The sequence below is a fragment of the Williamsia sterculiae genome, assembly GCF_900156495.1.
GTDB classification, from domain to species: domain Bacteria; phylum Actinomycetota; class Actinomycetes; order Mycobacteriales; family Mycobacteriaceae; genus Williamsia_B; species Williamsia_B sterculiae.
The window spans coordinates 37,708-64,285 of the sequence record NZ_FTNT01000001.1 but is presented as its reverse complement, the minus strand read 5'-3'; the positions used below and the strand labels follow the sequence as shown (position 1 = coordinate 64,285).

Genomic DNA, 26,578 nt, shown 5'->3' with positions numbered 1-26,578 from the left:
GACCCGACGCCACCCTCGCGGTCAACACTGGAACGGGCCGACGGCGTGCGTGGTCCTGGCGATCGGCAATCCGTCCCGGGTGATCTCACAGGTCATCGACCCCCGGACGACGATCCCGCGCATCACCGGGTCGCCGACCACCTGGACGGTCCGGGAGAACGGCAACGCCACCAGCGCCTCCACCCGGGTGGTGTCGCGGACCGAGTAGGTCAGCGCGACCACCGACGCGTCGCCGCTGAGGCGGTATTCCACCGTGCTGGTCTGGCCGCCTGCGGTGGTGGGCGCTTCGGTGCTCGGCTCCTGCGTGGTCTCGTCGGTGGTGGGTGTCTCGGTCTCCGTGGGTGTGTCGGTCTGGGTCGCGGTCATGGTGGGAGCGGTCGACGCCGTGGCGGTCCGTGCGTTGTCGTGGCCGCCGAAGGCGAGGAAGCCGACGGCCAGCGCGATGACCACGATGGTCGCCACCACGGCCAGGGCGATCCACAGGCCCTTGGACCCGCCGCCCTTCTTCGGGGGCTCACCACCCTGCTCCCCGTACCCCTGATCGGCGTAGCCCTGAGTGCCGTAGGTCGCGTTGTCGTACCCCCCGTACTGCGGCTCCGGTCCGCGACCGTAGGGGTCGGAGTAGTCGGCCTGCGAGTAGGCGCGGGTGTCGTCGTACCCGCCGCGCGGGTCCTCGTAGTGCGGGTTCCGGTACCCGGGACCCTGATATCGGGGCCGGTCGCCCTGATATCGGGCACCGGGATACGGCTGGTCCCCGTACTGCTCATCCCCGTGCTGGTCCGGGCGCTCGAACTGCCGCGTTCCGTCCGGGCCGGACGGCGGTCGTCCCTGACCGCCGCCCGGCGGGCGGGCCCAGTACTGCTCGTCGGGGTCCTCGTCGTCGCCACGGGTCATGCAGCGAGTTTAGACATCGGCGATGGCCTCCAGCGGCTTGGTACGGGCCGCCCGCACCGCAGGCCACAGGGCCGCGAGCACCCCCACCACGCCTGCCCCGATGAGCGTCACCACGATGAGCGTCCCCGGCAGGACCGGACTCCCCAGTCCCCAGTACTTGAGGGTTCGCACCAGGGCGTACCCGAAGCCCACACCGAGGACCACCCCCAGGACCGCCCCGAAGATCGCGATGAGTACGGACTCCAGATAGATGGTGCGCCGCACCTGCGACCGCGCCATCCCGATGGCGCGCAACATGCCGATCTCGCGTTTGCGCTCGATCACCGACAGCGCCAGCGTGTTCACGATGCCCAGCACGGCGATCACCAGGGCCAGCCCCAGCATCGCGTACAGCACCGTCAACATCTGGTCGATCTGCGACGACTGCTGCCCCTTGAACTCGGCGCGAGTCTGCACCTTGACCGTCAGGTAGTCCTTGGTGACGTCCCCGAGTCGGTCCTGCAGGGCCGCGGTGTCGGTACCCGGGGACGCCTTGACCAGAACGAACACCTCGGACCGGGACGCGGGCGGCATCAGTTGCTGGTACACCCCAGACCCCATCGCCCACGGATCGAGCAGGTTGTTGTCCTTGAACACCCCGGTCACCTTCACCGGTACGGTCGCGCCGGTCAGACTGGTGAAGTCGACGGTTTGGCCGAACTTCCACCCCTTCTCGGTGCCGGTGCGCTGGGAGATGATCATCCCGTCGGCGGGGATCTGCGCGGAGCCCTGCTCCATCTCCAGCGGCAGCGCGGACGCCAGGTCGCCCTGGGGTGCACTGCCGCCGACCAGCTTGCCGTCGACCTTGGCGCCCACGACGGCAAAGGACACGACGCTCCGCACGCCGTCGGTCTTGCGTACCGCGTCGACCACCGACGGGGCGAACCCGCTGCCCTGGTTACCGGCGACGATGAGGTCGGCCTTGAGACCGTTGTCGACCGCGGAATCGATGGTCCCCTTGAACGTCGAGCCCAGGGTGCCGATCACCGCGACCAACATCAGGCCCAGGGTGAGGGCGAACGCGGTCGCCGCCGTGCGGCGCGGGTTGCGGATGGCATTGGTGCGGGCCAGCTGACCGATCTTGCCGAACGGCCGGGCGAAGACCACCGCGAGGGCGGAGACCACCGGTCGCGACACCGCGGGCGCGGCGAACACCACCGCGAAGATCAGCACCAGGGCACCCAGCCCGACGGTCGCCGCCGGACCCTTGCCCTCTCCGGTGGCACCGACCACGACGAGGACCACACCGATGACCCCCAGTATCGCGCCGGTCACGGTGCGCCTGGTCAGCGAGGTCTGGCCGTCGGTCTGGCTCTCCCGCATCGCCTCCACCGGCGCCACCTTCGACGCCCGGCGGGCCGGGGCGTACGCGCTGAACATCGTGACCACCACCCCGACCACCAGGGTCGCGATCACCGCGGTGGGGGTGATCTGCAATCCCGTGCTCGGCAACCCGGTGGACCCCGTGACCGCCTTCAGAATCGCGGCGATACCGACGCCCGCGGCCAGCCCGATCACCGCGCCGAACAGTCCGACGATGAACGCCTCCAGCAGCACCGATCGGGTGACCTGACGCCTGCTGGCCCCGATGGCCCGCAGCAGCGCGAGTTCCCGCACCCGCTGGGCGACGATCATCGAGAACGTGTTGTAGATGATGAACGTCCCGACGATCAGGCCGATCGCGGCGAAGGCCAGCAGGATGTAGTTGAAGACGTCGAGGAACTGGTTGACGTTGTCCTTCTCGTCGGCGCGGACCTCGTCGCCGGTGCGGATCTTGTAGGTGTCGCTACCCACCAGCGCGGATACGCGCTGTTTCAACTGCTCGGCGGTGACACCCGGGGTCGCCTGCAGGTCGATGCCCTGGGAATGCGCGCCGTCGGTGAACAGGTCCCGGGCGACGGACTCCTGGAACTGCACGTTGGTGTAGCCACTGGAGTTCCCGGGCATCTTCGTGATGCCGACGATCGTGACCGTCAGAGGCGTGCCCACACCGCGGCTCAGTGCGACCTTGGTGGTCGACCCGACCCGCAGCCCGGCCTTCTCGGCGGCCGAGTCGTTCAGGGTGACCTCGGTCTCCGCCTCGGGTGCCCGTCCCTGGACCAGCACACTCTCGGTATCCGACAACCGTTGCTGCGGGGTCTCGAACGCCGAACCGATACTGGGTGCGCCACCGGTCTGCAGGGCCTTGCCCCGAGAGTCGGCGACGGAGAGCTGCCCACTGTAGGTGGGCAGGATCTTCGCGATGCCCACTTGCCCGGACTGCTGTTGCAGCTTCTGCAGCACGTCGTCGGGCACACCCAGGGAGTTCATCTCCTTGGGCGTGATCTCCGTGTCCACGCCGAGCGCGACCTTGTCGAAGATGCCGTCGAACGCCGTCGACACGGTGGAGGTGAAGATCATCGACCCCGCGACGAAGGCGGTGCCGAGTACCACCGACAGCACGGTGAGCACCAGGCGGAGTTTGTGCGCGCCGAGGTTACGGGTGGAGACCTTGCGCATGACCGAGCCGGTCACCGCGGTGCTGGCCATCACCGATCACCGAGCCTGATGGCGGCCGCTGAACGACTGCGAGCGCTCGGTGTCCGGCTGCTCCCCGGACAAGGGCTGCGCCGCGGGAGCGGCGGTCGGCGACGTGACCACCGGGCCGGGTGCGACGCCGGGCTCGTCGAGGTTCTTCATGTACTCGAAGATCTCGTCGGCGTTCGGTCGGATGAGCTCCTGGATCAACTGACCGTCGGCGAGGAAGACGACCCGATCGGCGAAGCTTGCCGCACGCGGGTCGTGGGTGACGATCACCACGGTCTGCGAGAACTCGTCCACCGCGGCCCGGAGGATGGCCAACACCTCACCCGAGGAGCGGGAGTCGAGGTTACCCGTGGGCTCGTCGCCGAAGATGATCTCGGGACGGCCGACCAGCGCCCGCGCGCAGGCGACGCGCTGCTGCTGGCCGCCGGACAGTTCGCTGGGTCGGTGGTCGAGACGATCGCCGATGCCGAGCCGGCCGATGACGGTGTCGAACCAGGCGTCGTCGACCGGACGGCCGGCGATGTCGTTGGGCAGGGTGATGTTCTCGCGAGCGGTCAGCGTGGGCACCAGGTTGAACGACTGGAACACGAAGCCGATGCGGTCACGGCGCAGCTTGGTCATCTGCTTGTCGTTGAGGTCGGTGAGGTCGACGTCGCCGATCAGTACACGTCCGCTCGACGCGGTGTCGAGCCCGGCCAGGCAGTGCATGAGGGTCGATTTTCCCGACCCGGACGGCCCCATGATCGCGGTGAACTGGCCGCGCCGGAACTCGATGCTGACCGACTTCAACGCCTCGACGACGGTGTCGCCGGAGCCGTAGACCTTGGACAGGTCCACCGCCCGGGCCGCTGTCGACGATGCCGACCCCGAATCCGACGATCCCGTGGGCGCGTGTGGTGCGCTCATGACTACCTTTCGTTCAGCGATCAATCCTCGAGCGATCAATCCTTCGGCGTTCTTCAGGTCTGCTGCCGATTGTCGGTGCTTCATCCCGGCGTCCAGTGTGCCCGGCGAATTGGCGGTGATCCGCTTGTGAGCGGTCGACTGCACGTCCCATCCTCACGGTTTGCTGGGAATGTCTCCATAGGGGGAATCCCTGATCTTCGCCCCGGTGGGCCCCGAGACCAGCAGAAACCAACGCACCCACGCCGTGTTCGGCATGGGTGCGTCGGCATCGAGACAGGACCTTTTACACGTGCGTCGCCTGGGTCAGAAGGCGACCGACAGGATGTGGATCTTGGTGTGCTGCGCCGGGTGGTTGAAGTTGTCGTCGCTGACCAACACCAGGGTGCGTTTGTTCTTGTTGATGTTCGGGCCCCACGTCATGCCCTCGACGTTGTCGGGAACCAGGTTCGGCAACGCCCCGACGTCGTAGATGAGGTTCTTGGGCAGCGCACGGGTGGCACCCGACGTGGCGCCGGTGATCCGGGCGCCGCCGTTGGTGGTGGTCCAGTAGATCTTCACACCGTTCCGCCGGGTCTTGGCGTCATAGCTGCGCTCGAGGACGAGGAAGTCGGTGTTGTTGATGGCCAGCAGCTCCGAGGCTCCGTAACCGGGGTCTGTCCGGTAGACGTACTCCGCGGTGCCCTTGCCCACGAACTGCAACAACCGCGAACCACCCGCGGGATCCTGCTGCAACGGGCCCTCGGTGAGTGTGCTGATCGTTCCGTTCGGGGACACCGCCAACCCCTCCAGACCGGCGTTGACCTGCAGACCGGTCTTACGTCCCGGGCGGTAGGCCACGGGCAGCGGTAGATCACGGACGAACAGACCCGGTGGGCGGATGATCCGGATGAAGGGGTGCGCGCCCTCGCTGCTGACCACCAGGTCGCCGCCACGTTTGCGGATGCCCTCCAGGTCGAACTGACCCGGGGCGAGCGGCATGTTGCCCGGCCCGAGGACGGTCCCGCCCCCGGTGAGCTGCAACGGACCGACCGGGCCGCCCAGGATTCCCTCACGGAGAAACGGGAGGTGCAGTTGGTAGTACCGCGCCGGACCGACGTCACCACTGCCGTCGGAGATCAGCACGAAGTTGCCGCCACCGACGTTGTCGATGCCGGAGATGCCACCGAACCGGAGGGGCCACGGGATCATGTCGTCGGGCAGGGTGACCGACTGCATGAACTTGGCCTTGATTGCCGCATCCGCCGGCGCGGACACGGCCACCGCAGATGACACCGACAGCGCACCGAGACCCGCCATGACCAGCGCCGACAGACGCTTCATTCGCATGGGAAGGATGTTACTGGTGTGACTGGTGTGGCGCTATTTCTGGCCGAGTCGTTGCTTCATCGCGGCCAATTCGTCACTGAGGCCGGTGGGCAGCTTGTCGCCGACGAACTCGAACCACGCGTCGATCGACGGCAGTTCCTCGCGCCATTCCTCGGGATTCACCGCCAGCGCCTCTGCGACGTCGGCCACGGCGACGTCGAGCCCCTCGAGGTCGAGCGCCTCCGGCGTGGCCACCGTGCCGATCGGGGTCTCGACGCCGTCGGCCTTGCCCTCGATCCGGTCGACAATCCACTTCAGGACGCGGCTGTTCTCCCCGAATCCGGGCCACAAGAACCGCTTGTCGTCGCCGCGGCGGAACCAGTTGACATAGAAGACCTTGGGCAGCTTGTCGGCATCGGCGTTCTTGCCGAGGTCGATCCAGTGCTGCAGGTAGTCACCGACGTGGTAGCCGAGGAACGGGAGCATGGCCATGGGGTCGCGGCGGACGGTGCCCACGGTGCCCTCGGCGGCGGCGGTCTGCTCGGAGCCCACGGTCGCGCCCATGAACACGCCGTGCAACCAGTCGCGGGCTTCGGTGACCAGCGGGACGGTGGTCTTGCGACGACCGCCGAACAGGATGGCCGAGATCGGCACGCCCTGCGGGTCGTCCCACTCCGGTGCCATGATCGGGCACTGGCTCATGGGGGTGCAGTACCGCGAGTTGGGGTGGGCGGCCGGACCGTCCGAGTCGGGGGTCCAGTCCTGACCGCGCCAGTCGATGAGGTGCTGCGGGTCGCCTTCGAGGTCCTCCCACCAGACGTCACCGTCGTCGGTGAGGGCGACGTTGGTGTAGATGCTGTTGCCGGACTCCAACGTCTTCATCGCGTTGGGGTTGGACGAGTAATTGGTGCCTGGGGCCACCCCGAAGAAGCCGAACTCGGGGTTGACGGCGTACAGCCGACCGTCCTTGCCGAACCGCATCCAGGCGATGTCGTCACCGAGGGTCTCGGCGCGCCATCCCGGGATGGTCGGCTGGATCATGGCCAGGTTGGTCTTTCCGCAGGCGCTCGGGAAGGCCGCAGCGATGTAGTAGGCCTTGTCCTCCGGGCTGATCAGTTTGAGGATCAGCATGTGCTCGGCCAGCCAGCCCTCGTCGTGAGCCATCGCGGAGGCGATCCGCAGCGAGTAACACTTCTTGCCGAGCAGCGCGTTACCGCCGTAACCGGATCCGAACGACCAGATCTCGCGATCCTCGGGAAAGTGGGTGATGTACTTGGTCGAGTTGCAGGGCCACGGCACATCCGTCTCACCCGGCTGTAGCGGAGCGCCGAGGGAGTGCAGCGCCTTGACGAAGAACCCGTCCTGACCGAGTGCCTCGAGCACCGCCGGGCCGACGCGGGTCATGATGCGCATCGACAGCACCACGTACTCCGAGTCGGTGATCTCGACGCCGAGTTTCGGGTCGTCGGCACCGAGCGGGCCCATGCAGAAAGGAATCACGTACATCGTGCGACCGCGCATGCTGCCGCGGTAGAGCTCGGTCATGGTGGCGCGCATCTCCGCCGGATCGACCCAGTTGTTGGTCGGGCCCGCCTGCTCCTCGGTGGCCGAACAGATGAAGGTGCGCGACTCGACGCGAGCAACGTCGGCGGGATCGGAGTGGGCCAGGAACGAGTTCGGCTTCTTCTCGTCGTTCAGCTTGGTGATCGTCTTGGAGTCGACCAGCTGCGCGGTCAACCGGTCCCATTCCGCGTCGCTGCCGTCGGACCAGACCACGCGCTCGGGCTCGGTGAGTTCGGCCACCTCGGCCACCCATGCCAGCAGTGCCGGGTGTCGCGTCGGAGCGCTGGCGGGATCCAGACCGGGAATGGTCGCTGAGGTCATGTGTCATCTCCTGAGTCGGCCCGACCAGACGCGCTCCCCCCGTGTGCCCGAGGCGCGCCGTCGGACTCGCCGGCGGTGGTTGGCTCAGGCTACAGCGGCCCGAAACATCTCCAAAAGCCAGGTGGAGACTGGTACAGCCCCTCCGGCGCCGTGGCGGTGCAGTCCGAATTCTAACGCAGATCATCGTCCTCCGACTCCATCGCAGGTCAGCGAACGATCGATCGGTACCGCACGTTCTGTCCGGGTTGTGAGGCAGACCCCAGTGTGATGCGGGCCTCAGTCCACCCGGCCGGCGGTCGAGATCACCCAGTCTCCGGTGGATGGGTCCAGACGACGTTGTTCGACGGCGCCGTCGGAGCGCAGTTCGGTGATCTCCTCGACCTCACCGTCGCGGTCGACGTCGGAGAAGACCGTGAGTCGCCCGGGACCCACACGGGTGATCGAGTCGGCCATCCCGTCGGCGTCGGTGTCGAGATCGGGCGGTCCGAGATCCCAGATCCGGTCGTTCTCGACCATCCACAGATTGGCCGATGGATCTGGATCGGTACTCGAGTCCCCGCCTGCGCCACCCTCCCACCCGTCGGACCAGGGTTCGGGTTCCGGCCAGCGGGCCGGTTCGACGATGTGATCGTCCATTCGTTCGTCCTCTCGATGACACCGCCAGTACGTCACCGGTTGTCGGGTCACCGGCGCGGGGGGTGCGAGGGTTGGACGCACCAGCGCGTCCCGTCGCTGCGGACCGCGGCGAGTCGATCGGATCGCCCACGGTCCCGTTCGGCGATCACCGCGGCCCGACGACGCAGCAGGTCGGCGACATCCGATTCGGGGACGTCCGGCTCGACGGCCCCGCCGACCACCGGTGCGGAGACGTCGACCTCGCACGCCGCGGCGCGCACTCTCTCCGCCCGCAGCCCGGGGTCCGCTCGCACGAAGTCGTCGCACCAGTCGACCAGCGCATCGATCCCCGACTCCCCGACCGCACCGGCCAACGCGGCGTCGGCCGACACCGCGAAGACCGGCAACTCGGAGTTCGGGTCGAGCGTCGCGCGGGCGACCCTGGTGATGGTCGGCCAGTTCCAGAACGCGTCGATCTTGGTGCAGACCAGGGCCACCACCCCGACGGTTCGACGTAACCGGGCCAGCAACGCCGACTCCTCCTCGTCGACGCGCGACGACGGGTCGAGCACCAGGATCGCGACCGCCGCGGGATCGCCGTCCCATTCCGCCACCGTCGGCGACCCGGTCGGCAGGTGGGACACCGCGCGGATGGCAGCGACCAAGGTGCTCACCCCGGACCGCGCCACCCCCGCGACCACGACCCGCGCAGGGATCTCACCGCGGGCCGCCACCCGACCACCTGCCAGGGCCACCGCCGCAGCGGTCACGCCACTCCCTGCAGGACGCACTCCAGTCGGTCACGGGCGTCCCGATCCTCCGCGGCCAGACGCTCCACCACCGTGCGGAATCGGTCCATCCGATGCTCGCCGACCGCCCACAGGCGGGCCGCGACGGCCGGCGTCAGACCGTCGAGACCGCTGATCCGATGCAGGCCGTTGGTCAGCGACGACGCCGAGCAACGTTCGGCACCCCGCTCGCGCACCGTCCGGACACACCAGTCGAGTCCGAACCGATCCACCCGACGTACCAGTTCCATCCGCAGCTCGCGCCGGTCCCCGACCACGAACCGCGCGGTCATCACCGGTGTCGGTTCATCCGATGCGGCGGCCGACAGGAGGCAGCGGTGGTCGTCGTCGCCGAGCCGCACGGTTGCCAACAGCGGGATCAGCGGGATCACCGGCCGCCCGAGCAGGTCGGCGCATCGCGCCGCCTGCTCCCGGGCGGCATCCCACCCGCCGAGGGTGTCCGCCTTGCCCAGCACGACCACCGTCCGGTTCGTCGGCATTCCGGCCAACGCCCGAAGGTCCACCGCGCGGACCGTGCCGACCAGCACGTAGAGCACGAGGTCCGCCGCGCCCACATCACCGCCGGGCCCGACCGCCGACACCTCCCATCGCATCCGGAGCGCCTCGACCAGGGTGTCGCGACCGGTCCCGGGTCGGCCGGCGACCGCGACACGGAGCGGCGCCGACACCGCACCGATCGCCGCCCGGAGAACCGCGTCACGGGGCGGGTCCAGGGTGATGTCGCCGACGGCCCACCGCAGCCGCGCCCCGGCATCGCCGAACGGTCCATCCACACCCCTGGCCCACCGCTGGACGGTCGCCTCCGCACTACCTGCACTCATCCCCTCGCCCTTTCCGCTCTTCGGCACCCCTCCCGCGACCTCCCCGTCGCGTCCCTCGGTCATGAGACGCGGCACACGACGGGTCGGTTCCCGAGGTCGCCGCGCGTAACGATTACCCATCGGCACCGGCCCGTCTTCGTCGTCGGCCGACAAATACGGGACCATGGCCAGGTGAACACCACCGACCACCACCCCTCGGGTGGGCAGCGTGGCGGTCCGAGCGCACCCGACGCTCCCGCCGAACGCGCCCGGCTCTACCCGCGGGTCACCAGCTTCCGGTCCCGACACGGAACCCTGACTCCCGCCCAGGAACGGAACTGGGAACAGTTGTGGCCGACGCTCGGCCGCGACGTCCCGTCGACGATCCCCACCGACCACGGGCCCACCCGCGCGACCGCCGAACCCCTCGACCTGCCCACCTGGTTCGGGCGCACCGCGCCGACGGTCATGGAGGTGGGCAGCGGGACCGGGACGGCGACCGCCGCGATGGCCGCCGCCGAGCCCGACGTCGACGTGCTCGCCGTGGAGGTGTACCGGCCCGGGATCGGCCAACTGTTGGGTCTCATCCACCGCACCGGGCTGACCAATGTCCGGATCGTCCGAGGGGACGCGGTGGTGGTGTTCACCGAGATGGTGGCGACGGCCTCGCTGACCGGCATCCGCGTGTTCTTCCCCGACCCGTGGCCGAAGTCGCGCCACCACAAGAGACGTCTGCTGACCGCCGGCATCTTGCTGCAGATGGCCGACGTGTTGATCGACGACGGCATCGTGCACATCGCCACCGACCACGCCGACTACGCCGAATGGATCGCCGCCGAGATCGCCGAACAGGACATCCTGGTCGCCGCGGCGCCCGACGAGGTGCCGTTCAGCCTGGACCGCCCGACCACCAAATTCGAGGGCCGCGCCGAACGCGAGGGCAGGGTGGTCACCGAGTTCGTGTTACGTCGCCGACCTCGAGACGAGGTCGGTGCACCAACCGAACCCAGCAACCCCGACATCAAGGAGACGCCGTGAATCTCGACACATCACCACGCGGCGGCCAGGACGTGGCGCAGACCATCTCGGGCAGCAGTCAGGCACCTCGAATGCTGCTGGTGTGGGACGCCCCGAATCTCGACATGGGTCTCGGTGCGATCCTCGGCGGCCGTCCCACCGCGGCCCATCGGCCGCGTTTCGACGCGCTGGGCCGCTGGTTGCTGGGCCGCACGGCCGAGTTGTCGTCGCAGAACCCCGGGCGGGACATCGAGGCCGAGGCGACCGTCTTCACCAACATCGCGCAGGGATCGGCCGAAGTGGTCCGGCCCTGGGTGGAGGCATTGCGCAACGTCGGATTCGCGGTCTTCGCGAAGCCGAAGGTGGGTGAGGACAGCGATGTCGACCCCGACATGCTCGACCACATCGCGCTGCGCAGGCACACTGTGGGACTGGCGGGGCTGGTGGTCGCGTCGGCTGACGGCCAGGCGTTCCGCGAGGAGCTCGAGAGCGTCGCCGCCGACGGGGTCCCGGTCACGGTCATCGGTTTCCGCGAACACGCCAGCTGGGCCCAGCTGTCCGAGGCCCTGGAGTTCATCGATCTCGAGGACATCGCGGGAGTGTTCCGCGAGCCGCTGCCGCGGATCAGTCTGGACACCCTGCCCGACGAAGGTGCGTGGCTGGCACCGTTCCGTCCCCTGTCGGCGCTGCTGTCCGGACGTCACCCGTGACCCCGGCCGACGACGCCCGGCCCGCCCGCGCGGCTATCGTCGGCCCCTGACCGCCACGACTCACTGACCGCCACGACTCATCGACCGCCACGACTCATCGACCGCCAAGACCCGCTGACCCGTGAGACCGTCCGGTTCGGGAACCACCGACCGAACGTACCGAGAGGAGCGCCCCGGAGTGTTCGGAGCGATCGGCGCATTCGTCTACCGAATGCGTTTTTCCGTCATCGCCGTGCTGATCGTCCTGATGGCCGGTCTCGGCATCTTCGGCCTCGGCCTGAGCAAGTACCTCAGCCAGAGCGGTTTCTTCGACCCACACTCGCAGTCGGTCAAGGGCGCGGAGTACGCCGATGCCACCTTCGGTCGCGACCACAAGTCGGACCTCATCATGCTCGTCACGGCCCCGCAGGGAACCAAGGTCGACGACCCGGCCTTCGGGGCACGGATCGAGAAGATCGTCACCGACCTGCAGGCCGCCCACCCCGACGTCGTCAACGCGCAGGACCCCGGGATCATCGACCCGTACAGCACCACGAGCGCGGTCATCCAGACCCAGGTTCGCGAACGGCTGTTCGACGCCTCGAAGCAACACGCGTTCGTGTCGATCGGTATCAAGGGTGACGACGACACGTCGATCCTGAACAACTACAAGAAGGTCGCCCCGTTCCTCGACGACGTACCCAAGAATTACGACCTCCAGGGCGCCACCGTCGAGTTCGCGGGTCTACAGCCCATCGCCGATGCGTTGGCCAACGGCATGGACGCGGACGTCCACCGCGCCGAGCTGATCGCCCTGCCGCTGGTCGCGATCATGCTGTTCTTCGTGTTCGGCGGGGTGGTCGCCGCCATCCTCCCGGTGCTGATCGGCGGTCTGACCATCGCGGGGTCGTTGGGCATCATGACCGCTCTGGCCCGGGCCACCGAGGTCAACGTGTTCGCCCAACCGGTGGTGACGCTGATCGGACTGGGCATCGCCATCGACTACGGGCTGTTCATCGTCAGCCGTTTCCGGGAGGAGATAGCCGAGGGGTACGCCACCGGTGATGCGGTCAGACGGACGGTGATGACCGCCGGACAGACGGTCGTCTTCTCCGCGTCGATCATCGTCGCGGCGCTGGCCTGTCTGTTGATCTTCCCGCAGGGTTTCCTCAAGTCGGTGTCCTACGGCGCGCTGGCGTCGGTGTCGCTGGCGGCCATCCTGTCGATCACCGTGCTACCGGCGATACTGGGTGTACTGGGCCCGCGGATCGACATGTGGGGGCTGGGTCTACGCCGGTTCCTCCGTCAGAACAAGACCCGCGAACAGGTGGAACGGGGGTTCTGGGGACGCCTCGCCGGATTCGTCATGCGGCACCCGATGAAGGTCGCGATCCCCACGGCCCTGCTGTTGCTGGCGCTGACCCTGCCGTTCGCGAACATCAAGTTCGGCGGCATCACCGAGAAATATCTCCCACCGGACAACACGACGCGGGTGGCCCAGGAGCACTTCGACAGGTACTTCCCCACCGAGCGCACCGAGGACATCAAACTCGTCGTCAAGCGTGACGCCAACAGCACCGACGCCAACGACGCCGTCCAGCAGATCGAGACCGAGGCCAACAAGATCCCCGGTTTCACCAAGCAGTTCAGTACCGACTCCACCACCGAGGACGCCGTGCAGATGTCGGCGGGGCTGATCGACCGCGACACCGCACCCGACGCGATCAAGGCGTTGCGCGGCATCGACACGCACGGGTTGACGATGTACGTCACCGGCACCCCGACGCTCACCCAGGACTCGATCGACGCGCTGCTCGACGAGCTGCCGTTGATGGTGGTGATGTTGCTGCTGGTGACCGGATTGCTGATGTTCCTGGCCTTCGGGTCGCTGGTGCTGCCGATCAAGGCCGCGCTGATGTCGGCGCTGGGTCTCGGATCCACACTGGGCATCCTGACCTGGATCTTCATCGACGGTCACGGGTCCGGGATCGCGAACTTCACCCCCGGTCCACTGATGTCGGCGGTGCTGGTGCTGATCATCTGCATCGTCTTCGGTCTGTCCACCGACTACGAGGTGTTCCTGCTCTCCCGGATGGTCGAGGCCAGACAGAAGGGGGCGACCACCACCGAGGCCGTGCGCAGCGGCACCGCGCAGACCGGGCGCATCATCACCGCCGCCGCCGCGATCCTGGTGGTGGTCACGGGCGCCTTCGGCCTCTCCGAGATCGTGATGATGAAGTACATCGCCTACGGCATGATCGCCGCGCTGATCCTCGACGCCACCATCATCCGCATGCTGCTGGTGCCCGCGGTGATGCGCTTGCTGGGAGACGACTGCTGGTGGGCTCCGCACTGGATGAAGGTGCTGCAGCGCAAGATCGGCCTCGGTGAGACGGTGCTCGACGACGAGCCGTCGCGCAAACACGGCGGTGCGCCGGCGAAGGTCAGCGCGGGACGACTGGTCGCCGAGGCCCCGACGTCGGCGTTCGGCGCGGCGGCGGCATCGTCAGCCACGGCAGTCGGGGCTGCCACGGCCGTCGGGTCTGCAGAGGGGCGGGTTCCGGCCGCGCAGGCCCGACGTGGTGACCGCACCGAGTCTCCGAGCGCCGGCCGACCGTCGGGGCCGGTGTACACCACCGAACGCCGAGCCGAGCCGAGCCGGATCCCGACCGGAGAAGAGCAGCGCGGCGTGCCGTGGGGTGGCCACGACGGTGCCACGTCGTCGGGTGAGGGTCGCGCCCCGCGTCGGGCCCAGCCCGTCCGGGGTGACGGTACCCGCCCGCCGGGACCGAACGGACCGCGTCCGTTCACACCCCGTCCGGACATCGACGGCGTGGCCGAGCGGACGCAACAAACACCCGGCACGAGCGGGCCATGGCAACGCCGTCCGCAGACCAGACGCCCCGACGACACCGGTTCGGGTCGTCGGCTGCCCCGCGAGTCGCGGCCCGACACCGGGGGATGGAGTCTGGGAGACAGCGGCATCCGACTGGCGCAGGCGGATGCGGCCGACCGCGCGCAGTCGGGGCGGACGGAACGTCCGTCCGGTCCGCGACCACGACCGCAGGCACCCGACCAGGGCGTCCGGCCCCCGCGTCGGGCGCCTGTCACCGACCTGAGCGACGAAGCGGATGGTCCCGACCTGAGTCCACGACCGCGGTCGTCGGATGGCCGCGGTGGCACCGCGCCTCGGGACGCCGACCGTCGCAGCGGCGACCCCCGCGGTGCCGAACAGCCGGTGGCCGACGACGGCAACACCGGTCGGCGGCACGACCGTGGTGACAGCAAGCAGATCAGCGTCCGTGATCTGTTGCGCCGCGGCACCCGAGACGACTGACCCGACGTTCGCGGAGAACGCCGGGTCGGTCGGTGACGGGGTCAGGCGCCGGTGACGCGATCGTCGGTCATCAACGTCCGGGCATAACCCGAGCCGACGCCGAGCAGGATGAGCCCGACGACGATGAACGCGACGACCCGGAACATCCCGTCGAGGGTCGCGAGGTCGAACAGGAAGAGCTTGGCCACCGCGGCCGCGGCCACGGTCAGCCCGGCACCCACCAGCAGCGGTCGTTCGGCCGTCCGACGACGCGACGCCCACAGCAGGCCGGCCGCGGCAGTGATGCCACAGATCGTCGCGGCCATGTGACCGGCGAGGAAGCCGCCACCGGTGCCACCCGTCGCGACCCCGACGGTCACCGTGAAGGCCGTCAGTGCGTATCCGCAGACCAGTCCGGCGGCCACCCACAGCAGCCGTCGGATCTCCACGTCGGTGTCCTCGGCCCGCGACCAGGTCCAGGCGATGACCACCGCGCTCGCGCCGATCAGCAGGGCCGCGATCGCTGTGGTGGCGGCATCCCCGGCCGAGGTGTCCACCGCCACGATGAGGTGGTCGAGCGGGGTCTGCGCGAGGAACGCCAATCCGCCGATCATCGCGAACCCGACGGCCACCAACCGCGCGAACAACTGATGACGACCCGCGACCGCCAGCACTGTCGCGAGGGCCGCCACCACCACGGTCAGCACCTGGCCGTCACAGGCCGCAACGGTGGCGAGCAGCACCGACGTCGCGGCCAGCACGATGAAGATCTGGCGCACCGGTTCGGTCATCCCGGTGACCGTGGTCTCCCCGAGCCGCTGGGCGATCAACACCACCCCGAGCAGCAGGATCGCGAGCACCACGTCCATCCCCGCCGCGACATATCGGTCCACCACCAGTGCGGACGCGAGCAACGGCAGCGTCCCCGCGACGGTCGCCAGCGCCAGCGTGACGCGTCGCCGGGTCTCGGGCATCAGCACCACCGCGGACACCACGGCCAGCAGGGCCGCCGTCGCGCACGCCGCGGCGACGGTCCACGTGTCCCCGGAGGCATCGGCGACCAGGACGATGGCCAACGGTGCGGTGGCCGCGACGATCCGGGCGATGTGCAGGAAGATCCAGTCCCGACCGAGCTGCGCCGGCAGCGACGCCGCGGCCAGCACGAGCAGGAAGGTCACGGCGGGCAGATTGATCCCGGCGGTCAGCACCGGGGCGAGGACGATCAGCGGCACCAGCACCAGCAGGCCGAGGTGTTCGGAGTCCCACCGGCGGGCCAGGGTCAACCCGGCGGCGGCGACCGCGGCGGACGCGAGCAGACCACCCCACCCCGGCAACCAGTCGTAGATCCTGGTGGCGGCGACGACGTCGAGGTAAGCGGTCGCCATTCCGGTGGCCGACAGCGCGATGGCCCCGATCCGGCCTCCGGCCCGCCCGTGCAGACGGATGCCCGCGGCGAGGAGCGCCGCAGCCAAGACCAGTCCGCCGGACACCCGTACCTCCGGACGCAGGATGCCCGCCTGTGCGGCGAGGACCAGCAGCAGCACCACCCCGACGAGGGTGACTCCCACGCCCACCACGGCCAACGCCTTCCCGACGAACCTGCCGTCGCGCAACCGATCGCGGAACGACGTCTTGGGTGGATGGGGCGGCATCGGCGCGCGGTGCGGCGGTCCGTACGGCCCCGCCGTGGGCCGAGGTCCACCGGCGATCGCCGAGGGTGACGGCGCCGGTCGCCAGGCCATCGGCTGTGGGCCCACCGCGCCCGGGGGCACCGATCCCTGCCACGCCGTGTGCGCACCCGCCGGACCCTGGGGAGCCCGGCCGGCGGGTGGTGGCGACCACGGCATCGGGGGGGCCGGCCACGGCGGCGGCGCAGCTGAGGGCTGGGGCGGCATCGGCGACGCGGCCCGCCTGACAGGTGGGTCACCGGCCGGAGCGGTGGCGCCGACATGCTCCAGGACGCGGTCGAGGACGGTCAGGTCGGCCGACGCCGCGGCCAGCCGTTCGGAGAGGGCGGCGAACTCGCCTGCGAGCCGGGCGACGACCGCCCGGTCGGCGGCGTCACCGGGTGCGGGGTCTGCAGATCCGTGATGAGTCATAGGTGAGGATCCTGCCGTCGCGACGCGGCCGGCGGATGCGTGCTATTACTCAGATCCCGACCCTCAGATCCCGACCCTCAGATCCCGGGCACGTCTCCGGTGTGTCCCCCATAGGTGGCGATCTTGTACTCCGTCGCCGCCAGCGACAGCGTCAGCTCCCGCAGTTGGCGACGGATCGTGTCGCGGTGCTCGAGCAGCATGTCCAATCGTTCCGGCACGGTCGTCTCACCGACGTCCACGAGTTCCACGTAATGCTGCAGATCACGCATCGGCATCCCGGACAGCCTCATCCGGGTCAGGAACACCAGGCGGCGCAGGGCCTCCCGGTCATAACTCCGATGTCCGAGCGAGTCACGGCCGACCTCGACCAACCCGAGACGTTCGTAGTAGCGCAGCGAATGTGCGGACACGTCGAGCAGTTCCGCGGTCTCGGCGATCGTCCACGGGCCGTCGTCCAGGTCGTCGTCGGCGTCGACGAGTCGATGAATCGCCTCCACCGATATCGGGCCGTCCAGATCGGGAATCGCGGCGAGTGCACGGGTCATCAGCTCGTCGATGGCCATCTAGCCCTCCTCACACCGGTCGCACGGACGCGGCCACGCCGGGGAAGTCGGCGTCTCGTGCCGTATCCGCCCATCGATCGAGGTCGGCCGCTGCACCGCTGTAGGCGAAGCCGAGGCGCTGTACTGCCTCCGCACCCAACGGTAGCCGTAGCGGGACATGATCGCCGTGGACCAGATCGACGATGATCGCTGCGGCCCGATCGGGATCGCCTTCCTGCACACCGTCGGCACCGAGCATGTCGGCGCGGACCGCGGCGAGGACGTCGGCGTAGATCTCCGACGACTCCGCCACCGACAGCACATCCGACTCGTTGAACGCCGTGCGGAACCGCGACGGCTCGACGATCATCACCCGGACACCGAACGACGCGATCTCCCACGCGAGCGCCTCCGACCACCCCTCGAGCGCGAACTTGCCCGCGCTGTAGGTCCCGACGCCACCGAACGACAGGCGGCCACCCTGGCTGCTCATCTGCACGATGGTCCCGCTACGCCGCGCACGCATGTGCGGGAGGACCGCCCGGACCAACTCCGCAGGTGTGAAGAGGTGCAGCGCCAACGACTCCCGTAGCTGTGCGTCCGGGATCTCCTCGGCCGCACCCACATACCCGCGTCCGGCGTTGTTGATCAGGGCGTCGATTCGACCGAACCGATCCAGGGCGGCGTCCACGACCGCGGGAACACCGTCGATGTGCAGGGCGTCGAACTCGACGACCGCGAGGAGATCAGCGAACTGCTCGGCGAGGTCGTCCATGGCCGCGGGACGACGCACCGCCGCGACCACGGCGTCACCTCTCCCCAGCGCGGTCTCGACGATGGACCGGCCGAAACCTCGGGTGGCGCCGGTGACGATCCAGGTGAACGGGTTGTCGTGCTCTGCTGTGGTCATGACCGCGACGCTAGGACTTCGAGCGCGCTCCAACGCAAGCCCCGATCAACGCGTCACCCGGGGGCAGTACTCTGCCCCCGGGTGACGGTGCCGATGCTCAGGCAGCGGCTTCCTCGGTGTTGCGCGAGTTGGTCAGCATGAGCGCACCGACCGTCGCGACCACCCCGACCAGCCCGGCGAGGACGGCGTACGTGATCCGCTCACCGTGGAAGAAGGAGTCGATCAGGCTGCTGCTCCACGCGCCGACGGGCAGCTGGGTGGTGACCAATGCGGCGATCAGCGTGCCGACCACCGCGTTCCCCACGCTGGTCCCGACCTCCTGAGCGGTGTCGTTGAGTGCGGTACCGATCGACGTGCGGTTGGCGGGCATGGCGTCGACCAGGGCGACCGCACAGATCGTCATGACGGTGCGCAGGCCGATCGTCATCACCACCATGCAGATCGCGATGGCGAGGTAACCGTGGTCGACTCCCCACGCCAGACCCGCGAGTGAGCCGCCCAGGCAGGCCGCGCCGACCAGGCACGCCACGCGGTGTCCGAACCGTGCGGCCAGCCACTCCGAGATCGGCGACGCGAGCAGCATGGTCACGATCATCGGGAGGTTCGCCAGACCGGCCTTCACCGGGCTCCAGCCGTAGGCGTATTGGAAGTGCAGGATCAGACCGAACATCACGCTGGCCATCGCGATCGAGGTGCCCATCTGGGCGATGGCCGCGCCGCGGACGGGGCCGCTGGTGAACAGCTTCAGATCCAGCATCGGCGCGGCGCTGCGACGTTCGTGCCAGACGAAGGCCACTCCCGCGACCACCGCACCGACGATCGAGCCGACGGTGAGTACCGACGACCACCCGTGGTCCACACCGCTGGTCAGCGACCAGCAGGCCAGGCCGATGGTGGCGATGCTGAGCACCGCGCCCGGGAGGTCCAGCCGGTCGGAGGTGAGGTCGGATCGGTGGTCGGCGGCCACGCCGAACCGGATGCCGATGCCGGCGATCAGGGCGATCGGCGCGTTGACCACCAGCAGCCATTCCCACGAGACGTGGGCCAGAGCGGTGCCACCGAGGATGGGACCCAGCACGAAACCGGCCATGCCGACGATGATCATCACGGTCATGGCGCGCATCCGGAGGGTCTTGTCGTCGAAGAGTCGGAACACGAGCGAGTTGGTGATGGGGGCCATCGCCGCGGCGGCGACACCGAGGGCGGCGCGCAGCGCGATCAGTTCCCCGGTGCTGGTGACCGCGAGAACCGCGAGGCTCAGCGCGCCGAACGCGCCCAGCCCGACCATGAGGACCCGGCGTCGGCCGAACCTGTCGGCAACCGATCCCGCGGTGAGCAGCAGCCCGCCGAAGGTCAGCGAGTAGGCACCGGTGACCCATTGCAGGCCGGTGGTGCCGCTGCCGAGGTCGCGACCGATCGTCGGCAGCGCGATCGACAGCAACGTGTTGTCGACCATCTCGACGAAGAACGCCAAGCACAGCGCGGCGAGTGGGATCCACGCCGCGGCGAGTGATGAATAGGTGCGCGACGGAGTGTCCGGCGCAGTGGTGGTGAGAGTCATGTCAGTCTCCTAGCGATCGAGTTGTCCTGACACTAGGAATCCGTGCTTACGTCTGTCTGTCATGGGCTGTCATCGCCGCGACAGCGGATGAGAGTCCAGGTCAGGGCACTGACTCAGATGTTGATGCCTCGTCGGAGAAGGGCTGTTCGGACGTCGTTCCCCTCGTGCGGGGTGGGCGGGCGAGCACCACGGTGAGCGCGGCCATGACCGCGACCAATGCGAGATCGACCCATACCACCGCCTGCGTGGCGTCCGCGTAGTCATCTCGGTCGGGATGTGGACCGAGAAGGGTGAAGAACGCGGTGCCGATCGTGGCCAGGCCGGCGGCACCGGCGAACTGCTGGACGGTGTTCAGCGTTCCCGAAGCCGCACCCGCCTGGTGCGGTTGCACGGTCGCAACCGTGGCGCCGATGACCGCGGGCAGGATGAGGGTATTGCCTGCGCCCAGCACCGCCAGCCCGGTGATCAGCCACGGAAGCGAAGTCTGTCCACCGAACACGTCGAGCGCGACGGCCAGCAGCAGCAGGGCGATGGCATCGACCAGGCAGCCGATCTGCACGGTGCGAGCGTGTCCGTGGGCTGCGATCAGCCGCTTGCCCACCATCGGGGCGAGGACTCCGCACACGGCCATGGGCCCGAACGACAGCCCGGCCTGCATCGCGCTCAATCCCAACCCCTGCTGGAAGAGCAATGTGAGCGCGAAGATCCCGCTGGTGAACGTGGCCATGAACGCAACGTTGACCAACAGGGCGACGTTGGTGACCGGCCGGAACAGGGTGAGATCAATCAGCGGATCCCTACCGCGCGCCGCGAGACGACGCTCATAACCGACGACGACGGCCAGCACCGGGACCGCGACGACCAGGCAGATCCAGGTCCACGCCGGCCACCCTTGCTCGCGCCCAAACGCCAACGGCGCCAACGCCAGCGATAGGGCAGCAGTCATCCCGACGAGTCCGATCGGGTCCAGACCCGTTTCGCGGCCGCGGGTCGCGTCGGACAGGACCCGTGCAGCGAGGACGACCACCACCAACCCGACCGGCAGATTGAGGAAGAAGATGACGCGCCACCCCCAGCCGAAGATGTCGGCGGAGATGAGCAAACCACCCAAGACCTGCCCGAACACGCCGCTGACGCCTGCGGTGACGCCGAACCACGCCAACGCCTTGGTGCGCTCGTCGGGTTCGAACGACGACATGATCAGGGACAACACCTGCGGCACCATCACCGCGGCGGCGGCACCCTGCAGTAGACGCGCGACGACGAGCTCGGTGGGGTTCCGCGCGAGTCCGCACAGCACCGAGGCGACGATGAATCCGGTCATGCCCAGCAGAAACATGCGGCGGTAGCTGAGCAGGTCGCCCAGCCTGCCGCCGGTGATCAGGCCGGCCGCGTAGGCGAAAGCGTATCCCCCGACCACCAACTCGAGCGCGGCATCACCGGCGTGCAGGTCGTCCTGCACCGACGGGATCGCGACGTTGACCACGTTGAGGTCGAATCCGTACATGAAGATCGCGGACAGGACCACCGGCAGCAGCAGCCGGGAACGCCTGGTGTGGTCCGGCATCGTCATTCCCTCCGTGGCATCACGCGCATGTCGACCGAGATCGACTATGTCGAATTTCATCGAACAGTATCGTTGGCATCGAACATGGGCAACCGATACTGTTGGTTCCGCGGGTTTCCACGCGGGACGGAGGTGCGAGCGAATGCTGATCGATGATGTGCATCCGGACCGGTCCAGTCTGCGTCTCACCACGGTGTTCGCGACGTTGGCCGATCCCGTTCGCATGCGTGCCGCCCAAACCCTGGCCCGTGTCGGCGAACTGGACTGCACCCGACTGCAGAACGAGGCCGGCCTGAACGTCAGCCGCAGCACGTTCTCGCATCATCAGAAGGTCCTGCGGGAGGCAGGAATCATCCAGGTTCGGGTCCGTGGTGCTCGCCGCCTTCTCAGTTTGCGCAGCGACGACCTCGACGCCCGGTTTCCCGGGTTGCTCGCCCTCGTACTCAGTGCCGGCGAGGAGAACGGCACAGCAGCAGGCGGGGCGAGCGTGGGCGACAACGGTTGATCATCGCGCGACCTCCGATGGGGTCGCGCCGCCCAACCGCGGCAGACCGCCCCTCAGTCCTCGGAATCCAACCCGTGCTCGATCGCATACCGGGTCAGCTCAACGCGGTTGGCCAGCTGCAGCTTGCGCAGGGTCGACTGCACGTGGTTCTCCACCGTCCGGTGGCTCAAGGTCAGCTTGGCCGCGATCTGCTTGGCGCTCAGCCCTTTCGCGACGTGCCGCAACACCTCGGTCTCCCGGTCGGTCAGGACCGACCGCGTGATGCCGTCCTCCTCCGGTTCGGCGGACATGCGGCGGAACTCGCCGAGCACCAACCCGGCCAACCCGGGTGTGTACACCGCACGCCCCTCGGCAGTGGCGTGCACGGCCGCGACCAACTCGGCCCGCGACGCCGACTTGACCAGATAACCACTGGCTCCCGACTTCACCGCCCGCAGCACGTCGTCACGCTCGTCCGACGCCGAGAGCACCAGCACCCGACTGTCCGGCGATCCCGCCAGCACCGCGAGGGTGGCATCGGCGCCGGATCCGTCGGGCAGTTGCATGTCCATCAACACCACGTCGGGCCGGACCGCCGTGGCCCGACGACCGGCCGCGCCCACCCCGTCGGCGGTGGCCACCACGTCGAACCCTTCGTCCTGCAGATCCCTGGTGACCCCGTCGCGCCACATCGGGTGGTCATCGACCACCATCACCCGCACCGTCACGTGTACTCCTGACTGTCATCCCACCGCCGTCACCGAACGAGCGGGATCGTGAACTCCCATTCAGTGCCCTGACCGGGCGCGGTGTCCAGCACCGCCCGACCACCGAGTGCCTCGACACGACCTACGATCGACGTGCTTACCCCGAGCCTTCCGTCGGCCGCGGCGGCGTGCAACCGCCCCGGCGCTATGCCCACACCGTCGTCGCGCACGGTGATTACCACCGACCCCGGGAGATCCTCCACCAGGACGAAGGCCTGCGCCCCCGTGCCCGCGTGCCGGGCGACGTTGTCGAGGGCATTGGTCACCGCGGCGTCGATCTCGGTGACCAGGGGCGCGGGCAGCACCACCGCGGTCGCCGGTGCGCTCACCGACACCGTCACTCCCTGGTGCCTCCGGATCGCCGCCACGAGATCGAGGTCGGCACCGTGGTTCGTCGTGGTGGTCGCGTCGGCTGCCAACAGGCGACGCAGCACCCCTTCCTGTTCGGCGGCCAGATCGGCCAGGTGGGTGGTAGGGCCGCCGAGTTCCCTTCCGCGCCGCGCGATCAACGCCAGCACCTGCAACACACCGTCATGCACCTGCCGGGAGAGTCGCTCGCGCTCCTCGGTGGCGGCGGCCAACCGCGCGGCACGACGGTGCGCCTCGTGGGCGCGCCGCGCGGTCGTCGCGGCCGCACCGATGGCCATCCCCACCCCGATCTCGATGACCCAGGCCGCATTCCGCCCGGCGTTCAGGTAGTCCCAGTTCACCGCCAACGGCCCCTTGGCCACCAGGCTCGCGACACTGATCAGCACACCCGCGGCCATTCCGGGCCAGACGCCACGCAGGATCGCCACCGAGATCACCGCGTTGGTCGCCCACAGCGTCGTCGGCCACGACTGGTTGTCCAGGGCCCAGTGATCCGAGGCGACCAGTTTCGTGGAGATCATCAACATCGCAGCGGCACCCACCTCGGTCCACACCCACCCGGTGCGTCGGGCGAACCCCTGCAGATAGCCGACCGCGCAGACCGCGGTCCATACGGTCAGGACGCCGAACAACACCCAACCGAGCGCCGGGCGCTCCAGGTCGTCGGTGACGATGATGTGGAACCCCAACGCGTACACATACGAGAGCACTCGGAACCCCTGGGCCGCCCGCCACAGTGGGCCCACCGGGTCGTCGTCCCATGGCATCTCGGGAGCGGCGACGGAGGACCCGCGAACCATCGCTCAGTCCCGGTCCGTCGGACGGTCCGATCCGCCTTGCGCCTCGTGGTCGCGTTCTCCACCACCGGGCTTCTCGCCCGGTCGACCCCTGTTCCCCGGTTCCTCGTCCCGCGGCTCCTCGTCCCTCGTCCCCTGATCCCTGTCGCCGCCAGGCTCCAACGGTCCGTGGACGCCCGGCGCGTCCATCTCGTCCCAGATCGGCTCGTCGGCAACCACCCCGTACATCGAATCCGGTTCTGGCTCGGCCGGGTCCGCGGGAACCGCCTCGTCGCCGCTGTCGAGTTCGGCGTAGAGCGACCGGACGGCGGTGTTGAAGAACGCGATCGCGGGCACGGCGAGTAGGCCACCGACGATGCCCGCGGTAACGATCCCCGCCGCGATACCCAACACCACCGCGACCGGGTGCAGTCGTACCGACCGACCCAGCAGAAACGGCTGCAGCACGTGACTCTCGATCTGCATCACCGCCACCACGATGGCCGTCGCGATGACCGCGGCGATCCACCCGTTGGTGATGAGGGCGATCAACACGGCCAGCGTGCCGGTGACCAGCGCGCCCACGATCGGGATGAACGCACCGATGAAGACCAGCGAGGCCAACGGCAACGCCAACGGCACCTGCAGAATGGCCAGGCCCACGCCGATACCCACGGCGTCCACCAGGGCCACCGCGACCGTGGCCCGCACGTAGCCGACAAGCGTGCCGAACCCGGCGACCCCCGCGTGCATCACCCGGGCCCGACTGCCGATCGGGATGACCTTGGTGCAGAACCGCCAGATCTGGCCGCCGCCGTAGAGGAAGAAGATCATCAGGAAGATCGTGAGCAGGGTGCCGGTCACGATCTCGGTGACCGTGGCCGCAGTTGCCAGCGCACCGGTGGTCACCTTGTCCTGGTTCTTCTGGATCACGTTGACCACGTCGTTGCCGATATGGTCCATCTGCTCCTGCGGAACGTTGAACGGGCCGTGTACCAGCCAGTCCTTCACGCTGTTCACCGTGTCGGTGACCTGCGCGGTCAACCGGGGCAGACCGTCGATGAACTGCTCGATGACGAACGCCAGGATCCCTGCCAGCACACCCATCGCGACCAGCAGGGTGATGATGACCGACAGGCTCCTCGGCACCCGGTGACGGTGCAACCAGTCGACGGCGGGCGCGAGGAATGCCGCCCCCAGGATGGCCAGCCCCACGGGGACGAGGACCTCGCCGAACTTCTGGTAGGCCAGGAACAGCACGTACAGCGCACCCATGATCACCAGCAGCCGCCACGACCACTCCGCGGCCGCCCGGACCAGCGGGTGCACCTTGGTGCGGTCGCTGTCGTGGTCGCTGCCGGTCATCACGTCGCGGATGCTGTGCAGCGCGGTCGTCACCGATCGATCGGCCGGGTCGGGATCCGCAGCGGCGGGGTGCCGGCGAGCGTGCGACGACTCGTCGATGTCCACGGCCCAACCCTAGCCCGCCCGCTCGCACGCGTTCGCCTCCTCGGTCGGACACCGCCGACGGATCCCGCGACCGCACTCGGCGACGGTTAGGGTTGCCGACATGACGGCAGAGCACGCCGACGCCGAGGGCGCCGGGCAGCACACCCGCCGTCGCCGGTTCTGGTGGGTGCGCTGGGTCGCCCTCGCGCTGGCCATCGCGGTACTGGCCGTGGAGGCCGTGCTGATCTGGCCGAGCCTGCAGGATGCGTGGCATCGCAAGGACAATCTGCGCGGCTGGTGGATCGTTCCGTGCATCATTGCCGCGGGTCTCTCGATGGACAGTTTCGCCCAGGTCCAGCGGGCACTGCTGCGCAGCGCCGGGGTGGTGGTCAAGCAGTGGAAGTCGTTGTCGGTGGTGTTGGCGGCGAACTCGGTCAGCCAGACCTTGCCCGGCGGTCAGGTGTTGGCGCCGGCGTTCACGTACCGGGAGACACGCAAATGGGGTGCCAGCCCCGTGGTCGCGTCCTGGCAGGTCGTCATGTCCGGGCTGCTGATGGGGGTGGGACTCGCGGTGCTCGGGCTGGGCGGCGCGCTGCTTGCCGGTGCCAAGACCAGCCCGTTCTCGGTGCTGTTCTCGGTGTTCGGGTTCATCGCCTTCGTCATCGTCGCCCAGTACCTGGCCGGGCATCCGGAGACGATGGAGAACGTCGGACTCCGACTGCTGCGCTGGTACAACGAGGCCCGTGACAAGCCCGAGGACCACGGGGCCACGCGGTGGGTCGAGATCATCGAACAGCTGCGCGCGGTACAGCTCACCGGGCGCGACGCCGCGGTGGCATTCGGCTGGTCGATCTTCAACTGGGCCGCCGACGTCGCGTGTCTCGCGTTCGCCTGCTACGCCGTCGGGGCACAACCGAGCATCTCCGGTCTGATGGTCGCCTACGCCGCGGGCAAGGCCGTCGGCACCGCCATCCCGCTGCTCCCCGGCGGACTCGGAGTGGTCGACGGTGTGCTGGTGCCCGCGCTGGCGTCGGCGGGTATGGGTGGCGGCGAGGCGGTGACCGCGGTGTTGTTGTACCGGCTGGTCAGCTACCTGCTGGTCGCGCTGATCGGGTGGTTGGTCATCTTCGCCAAGTTCCGTCGCGAGATCCGCAGCGACGACGACCCGGACCGGGAACATCGGGCCCGTGGGTCGTCGGGTGCGGACAGACCGGTTGACGACCCGCCGGATCGGCCGCACACGTCCGACTGACG

At 68.8% G+C, this 26,578-nt stretch carries 21 protein-coding genes; 5 read left to right on the top strand and 16 right to left on the bottom strand.

Features of this window, described 5'->3' with window-relative positions; all coding sequences use genetic code 11:
• Positions 1-21 precede the first annotated feature (21 nt).
• The 8 genes from BW971_RS00290 to BW971_RS21775 form a co-directional block, all read right to left on the bottom strand.
• Entirely contained in the window at positions 22-894 is an 873-nt protein-coding gene (locus BW971_RS00290) for a hypothetical protein (RefSeq protein ID WP_076475512.1), read from the bottom strand.
• A 9-nt stretch (positions 895-903) separates the two neighbouring features.
• On the bottom strand, positions 904-3,432 hold the full coding sequence (locus tag BW971_RS00285; RefSeq protein ID WP_076476226.1) for an ABC transporter permease: 2,529 nt from the start codon (positions 3,430-3,432) through the stop codon (positions 904-906).
• Between the two features lie 36 nt (positions 3,433-3,468).
• On the bottom strand, positions 3,469-4,365 hold the full coding sequence (locus tag BW971_RS00280; RefSeq protein WP_083709194.1) for an ABC transporter ATP-binding protein: 897 nt from the start codon (positions 4,363-4,365) through the stop codon (positions 3,469-3,471).
• Between the two features lie 303 nt (positions 4,366-4,668).
• Positions 4,669-5,691, bottom strand: coding sequence for an esterase-like activity of phytase family protein (locus tag BW971_RS00275; protein ID WP_076475510.1), 1,023 nt, complete (start codon positions 5,689-5,691; stop codon positions 4,669-4,671).
• 33 nt (positions 5,692-5,724) lie between these two features.
• The gene (locus BW971_RS00270; protein ID WP_076475509.1) at positions 5,725-7,554 is read right to left on the bottom strand and encodes a phosphoenolpyruvate carboxykinase (GTP); all 1,830 of its coding nucleotides are present in this window, start codon (positions 7,552-7,554) and stop codon (positions 5,725-5,727) included.
• 276 nt (positions 7,555-7,830) lie between these two features.
• Positions 7,831-8,190, bottom strand: coding sequence for a DUF6802 family protein (locus tag BW971_RS00265; RefSeq protein ID WP_076475507.1), 360 nt, complete (start codon positions 8,188-8,190; stop codon positions 7,831-7,833).
• 47 nt (positions 8,191-8,237) lie between these two features.
• Positions 8,238-8,939 (bottom strand): GTPase domain-containing protein, encoded by a 702-nt coding sequence (locus tag BW971_RS00260; RefSeq protein ID WP_076475505.1) that lies wholly within the window; start codon positions 8,937-8,939, stop codon positions 8,238-8,240.
• The gene (locus tag BW971_RS21775; RefSeq protein ID WP_234974121.1) at positions 8,936-9,862 is read right to left on the bottom strand and encodes a hypothetical protein; all 927 of its coding nucleotides are present in this window, start codon (positions 9,860-9,862) and stop codon (positions 8,936-8,938) included. The genes BW971_RS00260 and BW971_RS21775 overlap by 4 nt, the downstream gene beginning before the upstream one ends.
• Before the next feature lie 108 nt (positions 9,863-9,970).
• Between BW971_RS21775 and trmB the strand changes: the two genes are divergently transcribed.
• The 3 genes from trmB to BW971_RS00240 all read left to right on the top strand — a co-directional run bounded on the left by trmB (position 9,971) and on the right by BW971_RS00240 (position 14,821).
• Positions 9,971-10,816: a tRNA (guanosine(46)-N7)-methyltransferase TrmB gene (gene trmB, locus BW971_RS21770; protein ID WP_234974120.1), complete on the top strand. Its 846-nt coding sequence runs from the start codon at positions 9,971-9,973 to the stop codon at positions 10,814-10,816.
• A 71-nt stretch (positions 10,817-10,887) separates the two neighbouring features.
• Positions 10,888-11,505: an NYN domain-containing protein gene (locus tag BW971_RS00245; protein WP_234974198.1), complete on the top strand. Its 618-nt coding sequence runs from the start codon at positions 10,888-10,890 to the stop codon at positions 11,503-11,505.
• A gap of 178 nt (positions 11,506-11,683) precedes the next feature.
• Positions 11,684-14,821, top strand: coding sequence for an MMPL family transporter (locus BW971_RS00240; RefSeq protein ID WP_076476220.1), 3,138 nt, complete (start codon positions 11,684-11,686; stop codon positions 14,819-14,821).
• A gap of 41 nt (positions 14,822-14,862) precedes the next feature.
• Here BW971_RS00240 and BW971_RS00235 read toward each other — a convergent pair whose 3' ends face one another.
• The 5 genes from BW971_RS00235 to BW971_RS00215 form a co-directional block, all read right to left on the bottom strand.
• A complete protein-coding gene (locus BW971_RS00235) occupies positions 14,863-16,899 on the bottom strand; it encodes a proline-rich domain-containing protein (protein WP_076475502.1) in 2,037 nt (678 codons plus the stop codon).
• A 77-nt stretch (positions 16,900-16,976) separates the two neighbouring features.
• Complete coding sequence (locus BW971_RS00230; protein WP_076475500.1) at positions 16,977-17,462, bottom strand: MerR family transcriptional regulator; 486 nt, start codon at positions 17,460-17,462, stop codon at positions 16,977-16,979.
• Positions 17,463-17,472: 10 nt separating this feature from the next.
• Positions 17,473-18,351 (bottom strand): SDR family NAD(P)-dependent oxidoreductase, encoded by an 879-nt coding sequence (locus tag BW971_RS00225; protein ID WP_076475499.1) that lies wholly within the window; start codon positions 18,349-18,351, stop codon positions 17,473-17,475.
• Positions 18,352-18,448: 97 nt separating this feature from the next.
• Positions 18,449-19,912 (bottom strand): MFS transporter, encoded by a 1,464-nt coding sequence (locus BW971_RS00220; protein ID WP_076475497.1) that lies wholly within the window; start codon positions 19,910-19,912, stop codon positions 18,449-18,451.
• A gap of 100 nt (positions 19,913-20,012) precedes the next feature.
• A complete protein-coding gene (locus BW971_RS00215; RefSeq protein WP_200799331.1) occupies positions 20,013-21,479 on the bottom strand; it encodes an MFS transporter in 1,467 nt (488 codons plus the stop codon).
• 142 nt (positions 21,480-21,621) lie between these two features.
• Here BW971_RS00215 and BW971_RS00210 point away from each other — a divergent pair, with 142 nt between their 5' ends.
• Positions 21,622-21,984 (top strand): ArsR/SmtB family transcription factor, encoded by a 363-nt coding sequence (locus BW971_RS00210; RefSeq protein WP_083709124.1) that lies wholly within the window; start codon positions 21,622-21,624, stop codon positions 21,982-21,984.
• 53 nt (positions 21,985-22,037) lie between these two features.
• Here BW971_RS00210 and BW971_RS00205 read toward each other — a convergent pair whose 3' ends face one another.
• Genes BW971_RS00205 through BW971_RS00195 form a run of 3 tightly spaced genes read right to left on the bottom strand, consistent with a single transcriptional unit; the run spans position 22,038 to position 25,240 of the window.
• Positions 22,038-22,676 (bottom strand): response regulator, encoded by a 639-nt coding sequence (locus BW971_RS00205; protein WP_083709191.1) that lies wholly within the window; start codon positions 22,674-22,676, stop codon positions 22,038-22,040.
• A gap of 44 nt (positions 22,677-22,720) precedes the next feature.
• On the bottom strand, positions 22,721-23,899 hold the full coding sequence (macS, locus tag BW971_RS00200; RefSeq protein ID WP_234974119.1) for a MacS family sensor histidine kinase: 1,179 nt from the start codon (positions 23,897-23,899) through the stop codon (positions 22,721-22,723).
• A gap of 3 nt (positions 23,900-23,902) precedes the next feature.
• Complete coding sequence (locus BW971_RS00195; protein WP_076476214.1) at positions 23,903-25,240, bottom strand: AI-2E family transporter; 1,338 nt, start codon at positions 25,238-25,240, stop codon at positions 23,903-23,905.
• 205 nt (positions 25,241-25,445) lie between these two features.
• Here BW971_RS00195 and BW971_RS00190 point away from each other — a divergent pair, with 205 nt between their 5' ends.
• A complete protein-coding gene (locus BW971_RS00190) occupies positions 25,446-26,576 on the top strand; it encodes a lysylphosphatidylglycerol synthase transmembrane domain-containing protein (RefSeq protein WP_076475491.1) in 1,131 nt (376 codons plus the stop codon).
• The last annotated feature ends 2 nt before the right edge of the window (positions 26,577-26,578 follow it).